This is a genomic window from Pseudomonas sp. LBUM1674 (assembly GCF_059695635.1).
In genome coordinates, this window is the sequence record NZ_CP166779.1 from 2562054 (window position 1) to 2575407 (window position 13354).

The window sequence follows — 13354 nt, forward strand, 5'->3', positions numbered from 1 at the left end:
AAATCGGCAGGCATATGGACCCGCGCTTCAGGTCGCGCGGCCATGGAAGGCAGAGTGCACGGCACGAATTTCACGTCAGCCAAACGGCGGTGGCACATTTGTCTGCGAGGACTATCGTTGCCTGACTGGATCACTCCAACCGAAGAGGATGCCGTCATGAACACCAGCGATCTGCTTGAACAACTTCTGCGCGGTGCCGGCCAGGGCTCCCGAGCACAACAGGGCGCTGGCGCCTCGCCTCAGGGCGGACTCGACGACCTCGGTGGTTTGCTCGGAGGCCTGTTGGGTGGCGGCGGTGCCGGTGCCGGGGCCGGTGCGGGCGGGCTGGGTGGATTGCTCGGTGGCCTGCTGGGCGGTGGGTCACCCATGGGCGGTACGACCCGGACCCGATCCGGTGGTGGCGCCAACTATGCGGCGCTGGCTTCACTGGGGATGATGGCGTTCCAGGCGTATCAGGCCTGGCAACGCAGCCAGGCCGCCGCGCCGCAACAGGCACCGCGTACCGTAGACCTGCTGTCTGGCCCGGAAGTCGAAGACCACAGTAACGCGATCCTCCGGGCATTGATTGCGGCGGCCAAGGCCGACGGCCGGATCGATGAATCCGAGAAGCAGATGATCAGCACCGAAATCGGCCGTCACACCGATGATCCGCAATTGCAGCAATGGCTGGACGATGAAGTCGCCCGGCCCCTGGACGCCGCCGATGTGGCGCAGTCGGCCACGGATCCTGGCATGGCGGCAGAAATGTACCTGGCCAGTGTGATGCTGGTGGATGATCAGCAGGATGCCGAGCGTGGTTATCTGGATGAATTGGCTGCGGCGCTGGGCATTGATCCGGATTTGCAGGTGCATCTGGAGCAACAGGCCAAGGGTGGCGTTGCCTGATGATTGTTTCCTAAAAGCGTCGGAATGATCTATCACGGGTGTTTGCGGCAGCTCCTACACCAGAAACGTAACGCCATAACGCTCGGCCACTTCAAAAATCCGCGGTAAATCCTCCGGCACCTTGAGCTGATCCATCGCCGCAAAGAACTGCCCGCCCCGCGGATCGGACACCACGCCGATGATTTTCGCCGTGGTGCTGAGGTTCTTGTAGGCGTGGATGGTCCCGGCAGGGATATGCACATAGCCACCGCTCGACACTATGTTGGATTGGCCATCGACCGTCACTTCCACCTGCCCGTCGATGACATAGAAGGCCTCATCCCAGGGATGAAAGTGCGGCGGCGGTCCTCCGCCTTGCACACCTTGCTGGATATGCACCTCGAAAGGTTTGGAAAGATCCCCGCCGGCGAGGATGGTAATCGCCTCACCCACGACGTTCACCGGCCTGGGGGTTTTATCCGACTCGATGACATGAACCGTGCGCATGATTGCTCTCCGGGGAATGTCCCCACACCGGTTAATTATATTCACTTCAGTGCAAGCCAAGTGCCGCACCGGCGGCCGTCTGTCCGGGTCCTTTCAACACCAATGGAATTTTTCTGCGCCGCGGTCGCTCTGCTGAGTAGAGACGTACTGATCCAGCGTCCTGCCACTGGCCTCAGACCGAGAGATACATCCATGACTGCCCTGACACGACTTGACTCCAGGCCTGCCCACGAACATCCGGTTCCCGGCGCCGGCAGCATTAAACAGATCTACCAGCAACTGCTGCTGAGCGACGATGCGCCGCACCGGCATGCACTCGCTCAACGCTTTCTGCAGACCCAGCTGCAGTGCGCGGCGGACTTGCCGGATGAGCTGCCGCAAGACCTGTCGGCACTGCAAGGTTTTATCGAACAACACAGCATCGCAGTCGCCCGGCAATACGCCGACTACCTGCAACAGCGCAAGGATGGCGGGCCTCGGCAGTTCTTCAGCAACAAGGCGCACGCGCTGTTTTTCCTGCAAGCCGTTGCCCCGACCAAACTGGTGGACGGCGCCTGGCTTGGCGGCCTGCTGCCGCACTGGCGCGACCCGCGATTCGAGGGCCTGATCTGCACTTATCTGGAGGAGCTGGGGGAGGGCAACCCGGCGCAGAATCATGTGGTGATCTACCGTAAATTGCTCGCCGAGCATGGCTTGCAGGACAGCGGCGTGATCGCTGACCAGTATTACCTGCAAGGTACGTTGCAATTGGCGCTGGGTGAATGCAGCGATGGGTTTCTGCCCGAGGTGATCGGCTACAACCTCGGCTACGAGGTGCTGCCCCTGCACTTGCTGATCAGTGCTTATGAACTCAGCGAGCTGGGCATCGATCCGTATTACTTCACGCTGCACGTGACCATCGACAATGCCAGCACCGGCCATGCGCACAAGGCTGTGCAGTCGGTGTTGCAACTGCTGCCGATCGAAGGTGATCGCGAGGCGTTTTTGCGTCGGGTCGCCTTGGGTTACCGGCTTAATGATCTGGGGCAGGGCAGCCGCGCGATTATCGAGTCTTTCGACTTGTACGGTGAAGTGCTGAACATGCTCGAACGTAAACGTCCGTTCGGCCAGCACATGCATTCCGACTACTGTCGCTTCGAAGGCAAGACCGTCAACCAATGGTTGTCCGCGCCCGAGCAGTTGCCCGGCTTCCTTGCAGCCCTGGAAAACAAAGGCTGGATCAAGCGTCACCAGGATCCGCAGGCCAGCCGCTTCTGGCAACTGATCGACGGCGACGGCGCGGCCATGTTCGGGGTGTTCAGCCCCTATGAAAAACAGTTGCTGCATGACTGGATCGGCGGAAACTGGAGACCTGAGCATTCACCGGCAGCGGTTCGACGGGGCACTGGCGCCTCGGCCGAGCCGCCGGTGCCCGCCAATGACCCGGATATCGCGAGCCTGCAAGTCGCGCTGGAGGGGCTTGCCGCCCACGAGCAGATGCCAGTGCTGATCCCATGGCTGTCGGCCCACCGGCACTCCCACCCGGCTGGCCTGATGGCCACGCGACGCTTCATCGAACTTAAATCCAGCCTTCGATAGGGAGCCTGTGATGAATCAGGAAGCACAACTGGGCGCTGCCGATCTGGCATTGCTGCAGCTGGGACGCCGCTTGCAGGCGGACGGCTATCGCTTCATCACGCCGACGCCGCTGACTCATCAGCGGGTCAATGATCGCGCGTTCGGACAAAGCGCCCGGACCTTGCGCGAAATTTTTGGCTGGTCGCGGTCGTTCGAGCCCGGCCTGTTGTCGGTGGACGAACAGCGACAGTTGTCGCAAGCGGGCGTCCTCGAGGAGAGCAATGGTCGGTTGAGAAGTCGTGTGCGCTGGTCCAGTCTGGATGACCTGCTGTTCGTGCATTCCGGGTTCCCCACCGATGCCGCTGACGCGGTGTTCTTCGGGCCCGACACCTACCGTTTCGCCCAGCTGATTCACACGCATCTGCAACAGAACTTCGCGCCGATCAGGCGTGCGGTCGACATCGGCTGTGGCGCCGGCGTCGGGGCGATTGTGATTGCTCGCGCGCGGCGCGAAGCCGAGGTGCTGGCTGTCGACATCAACCCGGCGGCGCTGCGTCTGACGGCGGTCAACGCTGCGCTCGCCGAAGTGGCCAACGTCAGCATCGAAGCCAGCGATGTGCTGCAGGATGTCGACGGCAACTTCGACTTGATCGTCGCCAATCCGCCTTACATGGCCGACCCCGCCGAGCGTGCGTACCGCCACGGCGGCGGAGCGCTTGGCGAACAGTTGTCACTGCGTATCGTCGAGCAGGCCCTGTATCGACTGGCCCCCGGCGGCTCGCTGGTGCTGTACACCGGCGTGGCGATGATCGATGGTTTTGACCCGTTTCTGGCTGCACTGACCCCGCGTCTTGAGTCGCCGCTGTTTGGCTGGACTTACCGCGAACTCGATCCCGACGTGTTCGGCGAAGAATTGTTAACCCCCGGCTATCAGCGCGTGGAGCGGATTGCCGTGGTTGCGTTGATCGTCACACGCATCGGCCCCGGTATCGGAGGCATCGTTACCTCGCCTGCAGGTGCGCCATGAACAGGAATCTGGACGACTACAACCGCATGCGCGACTTCTCGGCGACTTCTGAGCCGGCCGCCAAACGTCCAGGCAAAAAAACAGCGCAGGACCATGCGCTGCAATTCTGCATCCAGAAGCATGACGCCTCGCGCCTGCATTACGACTTTCGCCTGGAACTCGACGGTGCCCTGAAAAGCTGGGCGGTGCCCAAAGGCCCGTCACTGGATCCCAAGGTCAAGCGCCTGGCCGTCCACGTTGAAGACCATCCGCTGGACTACGCCACGTTCGAGGGCAGCATCCCCGAAGGGCATTACGGCGCCGGTGACGTGATCGTCTGGGACCGTGGCGTATGGATTCCCCAGGAGGATCCGGCCAAGGCCTACGCCAAGGGCAAGCTCAAGTTCGAGCTGCAAGGCGAGAAGCTCGGCGGTCTGTGGAACCTGGTGCGCACGCACATGCCGGGCAAGCAGGAGCAATGGTTTCTGATCAAGCACCAGGACGGCGCGGCGAAACCCGAAAGCGAGTACGACGTAGTCGCCGCCGAGCCCGATAGCGTGCTCAGTGATCGAACCATCCTCCCCAAAAAGTCGAAGACCGCGGACAAACCCACGCCCGTGAAGAAACCGGCCGCAGCGGCGCGCAAGGAAAAGACGACGCCGTTGACCGGCGCCCGCAAAGCCAGACTGCCGGAACAGCTCAAGCCGGAACTGGCAACCCTGGTCGAGAAGGCCCCGGGTGGTGACTGGAGCTACGAGATCAAGTTCGACGGCTATCGGATCATGGCGCGCATCGACCACGGCAAGGTCCAACTGTTTACGCGCAATGGTCACGACTGGACCCACAAGCTGCCGGGACAAGCCGAGGCGCTGGCAGCACTGGGCCTCGAATCAGCCTGGCTCGACGGCGAAATGGTCGTGGCCGACGACCAGGGCGTGCCGGATTTCCAGGCCTTGCAGAACGCTTTCGATTCGGGCCGCAGCGGCGCCATCCTTTACTATCTGTTCGACATGCCCTACCTCAATGGCGTGGACCTGCGCGAAGTGCCAGTCGAGGAGCGCAGGGCCGCGCTGGCGACGGTACTCAAACCCAATGAAGACCCGCTGCTGCGGTTCTCCGATGCGTTTGGCGAAGAACCGGAAGCCTTGCTCAACAGCGCCTGTCAAATGCGCATGGAAGGGCTGATCGGCAAGCGTCTGGGGTCGCCCTACGTGTCCCGGCGCAGCAGCGACTGGATCAAGCTCAAGTGCAAGCATCGCCAGGAATTCGTGGTGGTCGGCTTCACCGATCCAAAAGGTTCGCGCAATGCATTCGGTGCCTTGCTGCTGGGGCTGCATGACCGTGACAGTGGCGAACTGCGCTACGCAGGCAAGGTCGGCACCGGGTTCAACGAGACCACGCTCAAACATATCCACGACCAACTGAAACCCTTGCAGGTGAAAAAACCGTCCGTGGTCAATCCACCGACCGGCTTCGACGCCAAGGGCGTGCATTGGCTTAAACCCACGCTGCTGGCGGAAGTCGCCTTTGCCGAAATGACCAAGGAAGGCTCGGTGCGCCATGCGGTGTTCCATGGCCTGCGCGACGACAAACCTGCCGAAGAAATTACCGAGGAGCGTCCGAAAGCCGTGAAGACTTCAAGCTCGAAAGCTTCTGTTGCGAAAGCTGCACCTGCAAAAACTGCTGCGGAAAAGAAAAGCACCGCCGAAAAGCCAGCCACCAAGAAGAAAACCGCCGAACCTGCACCTTCACAAATCGGCCTGGGCAAGGGCAAGGTGCGCATCACCCACCCGGACCGAGTGATCGACGCCACCAGCGGCACCACCAAAGTGCAACTGGCCGAGTATTACGCCAGCGTCGCCGAATGGATATTGCCCGAGCTCAAGGACCGCCCGGTGGCACTGGTGCGCGCCCCGGACGGCATCGCCGGCGAACTGTTTTTCCAGAAGAACGCCGAACGCCTGGCCATTCCGGGGATCACCACCCTGGACAAGGCACTCACCGGCCAACCGGTGATGATCATCAACAACGCCGAAGCCCTGATCGGCGCCGTGCAGATGAGCACGGTGGAACTGCACACCTGGAACGCCACGTCCGACAACCTCGACAAACCCGACCGCTTCGTCCTCGACCTCGACCCGGACCCGGCGCTGCCCTGGAAAAGCATGGTCGAGGCGACTCAACTGACCCTTTCGGTGCTCGATGAACTGGGGCTCAAGGCGTTCCTCAAGACCAGCGGCGGCAAGGGCATTCACCTGGTGGTGCCGCTGACCCGCAAGCTCGGCTGGGACGAGGTCAAGGACTTCAGTCATGCCATCGTCAGCCACATGGCCAGATTGCTGCCGGATCGTTTTTCCGCGGTCTCCGGCCCGAAAAACCGGGTCGGGCGGATCTTCATCGATTACCTGCGCAACGGACTGGGCGCCACCACCATCTGCGCCTACGCCGTGCGCACTCGCGAAGGACTACCGGTGTCGGTGCCGATCTTTCGCGAGGAGGTGGGGGAGCTCAAGGGCGGCAGTCAGTGGAATGTGCACACCGTGCATGAGCGGCTGGCGGAAATAGGTGACGAGCCTTGGGCGGATCTGAAGAAAACCCGGCAGACCATCACCGCCGAGATGCGGCGGCGGGTGGGGATGAAGAAGTAGCGTCTCGTACTTCAGGTCGTTTTGTGGGTGCCTACAAGACCTGAGCCAGACACAGCCCACTGTGGGAGCGGGCTTGACCGCGATAGCTATTTGTCTGCCACTACGATGTTGCCGGTGCCACCGCCATCGCGGGCAAGCCCGCTCCCACAGGAGTTGAGGTGTCTGCGAGATTTGAGCCTGGCACCGTCCCATTGTGGGAGCGAGCCTGCTCGCGAAAGCGATTTGTCTGTCACTGCGATGTTGCAGGTGCCGCCGTCTTTCGCGAGCAGGCTCGCTCCCACAGAGGTTTGATGGTATTTCCGAGGAGGGGCGGCGAGCTGGGCTCGCCGCCCCTATCGTTACTTGGCCACAACCGCCGCCAGCAACGGCGCCGCCTGCTCATCGGTCAACGCCGCATGGACTTCCATGTTCATGAGGTCATTCCATTGCAGCACCCACTTCTGAATCTGCACCACATCATCGGTTTCCGCGATGCCAAACCCGCTTGAGCCACCGACGGCATGCCAGCGCCCCAGCATCTTCACGCCTTCGGGTGGAGCCCCTTTGGTCTCAAGAAAGCGCTGGATCACGCTGTTCCGGTTTTGCGGGCTGATAGTCCAACTGACCATGAATAACATACGCCACCTCCTGTTACGGATTGGCACCTGTCGAGTCTTCGCGCACCTGGCTGGCGCCGGGACCACGGTCACGCCTGTCCTGCCAGCATCATCCTGGCTGGCCTGAAACGATTTCTCCCATGAGAAGGCATAGCAGCGGGCCAGAATCCGCGTATGACCGCTGATCCTGTTTCGTAGCATTTGGAACGAACGGTGGAGCAGGAGGGCTAAAGCGATCAGGCATCACGCAACAGGTCGTTGGCATTGAGCAGCTCGTAGGCCACCTCGGGACGTTTCTCCAGCCCGCGGCGAATGGCCGCCGGAATCGACTGCCGGGTTTTGCGACACAGTCCGGGCAGTTCGCCGATGGAAATGGCGATGCCACGCATGGTCCGCACTTCGTTGAAACCGGGGGCGATCTCCACCCGGATACCCAATTGCTCGTACATCCGTAGCTGCAACCGTTCGAGGTCGTTCAGGCTCTGCAGGTTTTCCAGGCGTTCGACCAGGCGCTTTTCCTCCGCGCGGGTCAGAAACAGGATGCGCACGTCCGCGCCCGGTGTGTCCAGCAGCGGGTCACGCCCGCAGTCGCAGGCGCCGGGCGGGCAGGGTTGGCGGATCGGCGGCGTGGTCGTCATGGGGTTCAATCATAGAGCGCTCCGATCGGGTTTGCCCATAGGGCCCTGAATTTATTGGATGGCATGGCAGGACTCAGGTATTTTTTCGATTGCGCGATGGGAGGGGCCAACCCTCCCACTGTTGATCAGCCGCGGTAAACCGGGAAATCACTGCACATCGCGGCGGCCAGTCTGGCGACCTGAGCCTCGACATCGGCATCGCCGAGGTGATCGAGGATGTCGCAGATCCAGCCCGCCAGCTCGATGCTCTGGGCTTCCTTGAAACCACGGCTGGTGATGGCGGGGGTGCCGATGCGCAGGCCGGAGGTCACAAACGGCGACTGCGGGTCGTTCGGCACGGCGTTCTTGTTCACGGTGATACCGGCACGGCCGAGGGCGGCGTCGGCGTCTTTGCCGGTCAGGCCCTGGCGGATCAGGCTGACCAGGAACAGGTGGTTGTCGGTGCCGCCGGACACCACGTCGTAGCCACGGTCGATAAAGACTTTCGCCATGGCCTGGGCGTTGCGGATTACCTGCGCCTGATAGGTCTTGAAGGCGGGCTCCAGCGCTTCCTTGAAGCACACGGCCTTGGCGGCGATCACGTGCATCAGCGGTCCGCCCTGGCCACCGGGGAATACCGCGGCGTTGAGTTTTTTCTCCAGTTCCGGGTTGGACCTGGCCAGGATCAGTCCACCGCGAGGGCCGCGCAGGGTCTTGTGGGTCGTGGTGGTGACCACATCGGCATACGGCAGCGGGTTAGGGTACAGACCAGTCGCTACCAGCCCGGCGACGTGGGCCATGTCGACGAACAGATAAGCACCGACCTTGTCAGCGATCTGTCGGAAGCGCGGGAAGTCCAGGGTCTTGGAGTAGGCGGAGAACCCGGCGATGAGCATTTTTGGCTGGTGTTCCACCGCCAGGCGCTCGACTTCGTCGTAATCGATCAGCCCGGTCGCGGTGTCAATACCGTACTGCACCGCGTTATAGAGCTTGCCGGAAAAGCTGACCTTGGCGCCGTGGGTCAGGTGGCCGCCATGGGCCAGGCTCATGCCCAGCACGGTGTCACCGGGCTGCAGCAATGCAAGATACACAGCGGCATTGGCCTGACTGCCAGAGTGTGGCTGGACGTTGGCGTAGTCGGCGCCAAACAGCTGCCTGGCGCGGTCGATGGCCAGTTGCTCGACCACGTCGACGTGCTCGCAGCCGCCGTAATAACGCTTGCCGGGATAGCCTTCGGCGTACTTGTTGGTCAGGCCGCTGCCTTGCGCCTCCATCACCCGTTGGCTGGTGTAGTTTTCCGAGGCGATCAATTCGATGTGATGCTCTTGCCGTGCATCCTCGGCATTGATCGCCGCCAGCAGTTCATCGTCGTAGCCTTTGATCTGGTCGTGCTTGCTGAACATGGTGGGTCCTCTGTTCTTTGGGTGAGGTTGAACCCGTAGGAGCTGCCGCAGGCTGCGATCTTTTGATCTTGATTTTGATATTCCGGGGTAAACCCGGGAAAAGGTCAAAAGATCGCAGCCTGCGGCAGCTCCTACAGGGGGATGCGCTGTTCTTGCCATCCCACGAAGGGTGAGACGGGCGTGCTGATAGGCGCAACTTGAAGTTAATTGCAAGGGAGGTGCCAATCACAATTACTCTATTTAAATCAATAGGATGGAATAATTTTATGAGAGGCGACTGATCTTTTCGTATTGAAATCAATACAGGTGGTTCGGCAGGGAGGGAACCAAGCTTAAAAAATACGGGGTGGGAAGCAGTTGTATCGATTTAGATACGCTGTATCGATTTGCAGACAAATATTCTCATCACAAATCTTGTGGGAGCGGCGGTGCGCTGAACCACAGGTGTGCAGTGGACTTTTGATTTGTCGACGCTACGCCTTGTTGGGAATCCCATACTTACGCAGCCGAATAGCAATCGCACTGTGCGAAGTTTGCAAGCGTGCAGCCAGTAAACGGCTGGAGGGATAGCTGCGGTAAAGCTGTTCCAGCAGGTTCTTTTCAAAATCACCGACGGCCGCTTCCAGGCTGCCGACTTCGCCGGCGTTCTGCCGCTCCATGGCCGTGCGGGCGATGTCCAGGTCATCGATGTCCACCAACGGATTCTCGCAAATGGCGGCGGCGCGGAAGATCACGTTCTGCAGTTGCCGTACGTTGCCCGGCCAGCGGTTGCCGAGCAGCGCCGGGTAAGTCCCGGGCGCCAGGCGGCAGACCGGGCGCTGGATCTGTGCGCAGGCCTGTTGCATGAATTGATTGGCCATCAGCAGGATGTCGTGGCCGCGTTCGCGTAACGGTGGCACTTGCAGGTTGAGCACATTCAGGCGGTAGAACAGGTCTTCGCGAAAGCTGCCTTCGCTGACCATTTTTTCCAGGTCGCGGTGGGTGGCGCTGAGGATCCGCACGTTGACCTTGACCTCGCGATCGCCACCCACCCGACGGAAGCAGCCATCGCTCAGGAAGCGCAGCAACTTGGCTTGCAGGTAGGGTGACATTTCACCGACTTCATCGAGGAACACCGTGCCTTGGTCAGCCAGTTCCAGCAGGCCGAGTTTGCCACCCCGTTGCGCGCCGGTGAAGGCGCCGGCGGCGTAGCCGAATAGCTCGCTTTCGGCGAGGCTTTCCGGCAGTGCCGCGCAGTTCAGGGCCAGGAAGGGCGCATCACGCCGGGTGCTGATGGCGTGGCAAGCACGGGCCACCAGTTCTTTGCCGGTGCCGGTTTCGCCCTGGATCAGCAGCGGTGCATCGAGGGTCGCCACCCGCTGGGCGCGGGCCTTGAGCGTGCGAATCGCCGGGGATTCGCCCAGCAGCGCATCGAACCCTTCGGCATGGTCATGGTGCAGCGCCGAAAGACGTTCGCCGATGCGGTTCGGTTGGTACAGGGTCAGCAGGGCGCCGGCATCAGTGATCGGCATCGCGTCGAGCAGCAAGGTCTGGCCCGCGAGGCTGACCTCGTGCATGGGCAGGCGGTAGCTGTGTTCGATCAGCGTGCGTTGCAAGTCGGGATCATCGAACAGCGCCGTCAGCGGCTCTCCCGCCGGTTCACGGCCACACAGGGCGATCAGCGCGGGATTGGCCAGCAGCACATGGCCGCGGTCATCCACCGCCAGCACCGGGTCGATGCTGGCTGCGAGCAAGGCATCCAGTTGCAGGCGGCGACGTTGTCCCGGGAGGATGTCGACCATGGTCACCGCCTGCACGCCCTTCACGCCGAGCAAGGCCCCGCGCAGCTCCTCCAGCACATCGGCACCGAGGGTCGGGGCATCGATGTACACGTTCGGCGGCACCATCTCGACGGCATCCAGATTGAAACTGCGCCCGCCGAGCAGGGCCAGTACTTCCTGGGTAATGCCGACGCGGTCGATGAAGGTGACGTGGATGCGCATGACTGGCCTGCAAGGTGGCGAACGGGATGACTGCGCCAATCAGTATGCCGGGCACTGTTCGATTGTGGCGAGCAGTGTCTGTCAGTTGCTGGCTGCCTTGCGCGAACAGGCCGCCAGGTCCTCGAGGAAAGCCTGCAGGATCGGCGGCGGGGCAGTGCCGCGTCGGGTGATCACATCGAACGGCGACATCAGTTGCAGGCTGGCGGGCGCCAGTTGATGCATTTCGCCGGTCTTGACCCATTGGGTGGCGAAGTGCACCGGCAGAAAGCCCAGATACGCGCCGGAGATCAGCAGGATGGCCAGCGCTTCGATGTTGTCCACGGTGGCCGCGGCCTTGCTCACGCCCAGGTGTTCCAGGTCGTATTGCTGCATGTAGCCCCTGACCACAATCCGGCTCGCGGCAATTTCTTCGAGCAGTTCGTCACCCTCGGCCTTGCTGCCGTACAGCGGATGCCGCCGCCCGCAATACAGCCCCAGGGCTTCCTGATACAGCGGTGAATGCAACAGGCCGGGAACGTGGATCGGGAAGTGCCCGATGGCCAGGTGCAGGCGGCCGTCGAGTACGCGTTCTTCCAGTTCCGCCGGGGTGCCGACGTACACGTTGAGGTGCACGTCATGCCCTCGGGACACGAAGCGCTGGGTGGTGCGCGGCAGCGGTGAGTCCGGGTCGGTAATGGTGGTGTCGATGATCCCCAGGTTGAGCTTGCCGCTGATGTGCTGCTTGAGCACGTCGGCGTCCATGCAGAAGTTCTCCACCGCCGAGAGCAGGCGCTGGGTGGCTTCATGGATCGCCACGCCTTGTTCGGTCAGGCGAAAGCCGCTGCGCCCGCGTTGGCAGAGTTTGACCCCGAGCCGGGTTTCCAGATGAGTCATCTGTTCGCTGATGGTCGACTGGCCGGCATTCAACGCCGCCTGCGCGGCGGAAAACCCGCCGCACCTGACAATCGTGGCAAACACCCTGAGCAGTTTCAGATCGACATCGTGCAACTGGATCACCTTGGACCTCCCGCGTGTGGATGCATCGGTAATGCCGATATGAGTATCTGATGTTTAGCATTTTTTCCACGAAAACCTGCGCCCATAGTCACTTCAACGGCGGTCGCCTTCCACGATCGCACAGCCAAAAACAAGAATTGGAGATGCCCGACATGTCAAACAACGGTTATGAATCCGGTCGCCTGAACCTGCCATTCGTGGGGCACTGCACCTTTGGCAAATCCCCGGTGTGCACCGATTGGGATGCCCTCGATGCCGATGTGGCAGTCCTTGGCGTCCCCAACGACATGGGCACCCAGTGGCGCTCCGGCGCCCGTTTCGGGCCTCGGGGAATTCGCGAGGCATCGACGCTGTTCTCCTTCGGCCATGCCGGTGCCTACGACCACGAAGATGACGTCATGTACCTGACCGCCGCCGACGTGCGCATGGTCGATGTAGGTGACGCCGATATCGTGCACACCGACATGGTCACCAGCAACGCCAACACCGAATACGCGGTGCGCAAGATCCTCGATGCCGGCGTCATGCCGGTGGTGCTCGGTGGCGATCACTCGGTTCACGCCCCGGTGATCAAGGCCTTCGAGGGTCGCGGTCCGATTCACATCATCCACTTCGATGCACACCTGGACTTCGTCGACGAACGCCACGGCGTGCGCTATGGCCATGGCAACCCGCTGCGCCGTGCTTCGGAAATGAACCACATTGTCGGCATGACCCAGATGGGCATCCGCAACGTGTCTTCATCCAATCGCGACGACTACGAAGCAGCCCATGCGGCCGGTTCGAAGATCCTCTCGGTGCGCGATGTGCGGCGCCTGGGCGTCGACGGTGTACTGGCGATGATCCCGCAGAACATCAACTACTACATCACCATCGACATCGACGGTTTCGACCCTTCGATTGCACCCGGTACCGGCACGCCGAGCCATGGCGGCTTCCTCTACTACGAGGTGCTGGAAATCATCCAGGCCCTGGCCAAGCGCAGCCAAGGCAACATCGTCGGCATGGACCTGGTCGAGGTGGCGCCCGTCTATGACCCGACCGGCATGACCTCGATTCTGGCGGCGCAACTGCTGCTCAACAGTATCGGTTTCATCTTCCACGAGCGGGCTCAAGCACGGCGCGCCATGAGCGAAACCACCACGGCCACGGCGTGACCTGACCGCCGCACAGAGGGA

General features: G+C 61.7%; 11 protein-coding genes. 5 read left to right on the forward strand and 6 right to left on the reverse strand.

Translation table 11 applies throughout. The features are described 5' to 3' along the window. Positions 1–156 precede the first annotated feature (156 nt). Complete coding sequence (locus tag ACA067_RS11955; RefSeq protein ID WP_497461943.1) at positions 157–885, forward strand: tellurite resistance TerB family protein; 729 nt, start codon at positions 157–159, stop codon at positions 883–885. Between the two features lie 54 nt (positions 886–939). On the opposite strand, the gene ACA067_RS11960 is transcribed toward ACA067_RS11955, so the two are convergent. Beyond that, positions 940–1371 (reverse strand): cupin domain-containing protein, encoded by a 432-nt coding sequence (locus ACA067_RS11960; protein WP_497461944.1) that lies wholly within the window; start codon positions 1369–1371, stop codon positions 940–942. Between the two features lie 192 nt (positions 1372–1563). Between ACA067_RS11960 and ACA067_RS11965 the strand changes: the two genes are divergently transcribed. Genes ACA067_RS11965 through ligD form a run of 3 tightly spaced genes read left to right on the forward strand, consistent with a single transcriptional unit; the run spans position 1564 to position 6582 of the window. Beyond that, positions 1564–2949: an iron-containing redox enzyme family protein gene (locus ACA067_RS11965; RefSeq protein WP_497461945.1), complete on the forward strand. Its 1386-nt coding sequence runs from the start codon at positions 1564–1566 to the stop codon at positions 2947–2949. Between the two features lie 10 nt (positions 2950–2959). After that, positions 2960–3955 (forward strand): methyltransferase, encoded by a 996-nt coding sequence (locus ACA067_RS11970; RefSeq protein ID WP_497461946.1) that lies wholly within the window; start codon positions 2960–2962, stop codon positions 3953–3955. Beyond that, a complete protein-coding gene (gene ligD, locus ACA067_RS11975; protein WP_497461947.1) occupies positions 3952–6582 on the forward strand; it encodes a DNA ligase D in 2631 nt (876 codons plus the stop codon). Before ACA067_RS11970 ends, ligD begins: the two co-directional genes overlap by 4 nt. Before the next feature lie 338 nt (positions 6583–6920). On the opposite strand, the gene ACA067_RS11980 is transcribed toward ligD, so the two are convergent. The 5 genes from ACA067_RS11980 to ACA067_RS12000 all read right to left on the reverse strand — a co-directional run bounded on the left by ACA067_RS11980 (position 6921) and on the right by ACA067_RS12000 (position 12176). Beyond that, complete coding sequence (locus ACA067_RS11980) at positions 6921–7199, reverse strand: DUF3303 domain-containing protein (protein WP_497461948.1); 279 nt, start codon at positions 7197–7199, stop codon at positions 6921–6923. A 215-nt stretch (positions 7200–7414) separates the two neighbouring features. Beyond that, positions 7415–7816, reverse strand: coding sequence for a hypothetical protein (locus ACA067_RS11985; RefSeq protein ID WP_497461949.1), 402 nt, complete (start codon positions 7814–7816; stop codon positions 7415–7417). 125 nt (positions 7817–7941) lie between these two features. After that, entirely contained in the window at positions 7942–9198 is a 1257-nt protein-coding gene (glyA, locus tag ACA067_RS11990; RefSeq protein ID WP_497461950.1) for a serine hydroxymethyltransferase, read from the reverse strand. A gap of 473 nt (positions 9199–9671) precedes the next feature. After that, a complete protein-coding gene (gene gcsR / locus ACA067_RS11995) occupies positions 9672–11180 on the reverse strand; it encodes a transcriptional regulator GcsR (protein WP_497461951.1) in 1509 nt (502 codons plus the stop codon). An 81-nt stretch (positions 11181–11261) separates the two neighbouring features. Beyond that, entirely contained in the window at positions 11262–12176 is a 915-nt protein-coding gene (locus ACA067_RS12000) for a LysR family transcriptional regulator (RefSeq protein WP_497461952.1), read from the reverse strand. Positions 12177–12328: 152 nt separating this feature from the next. Here ACA067_RS12000 and speB point away from each other — a divergent pair, with 152 nt between their 5' ends. Beyond that, on the forward strand, positions 12329–13333 hold the full coding sequence (speB, locus tag ACA067_RS12005) for an agmatinase (protein WP_497462764.1): 1005 nt from the start codon (positions 12329–12331) through the stop codon (positions 13331–13333). The last annotated feature ends 21 nt before the right edge of the window (positions 13334–13354 follow it).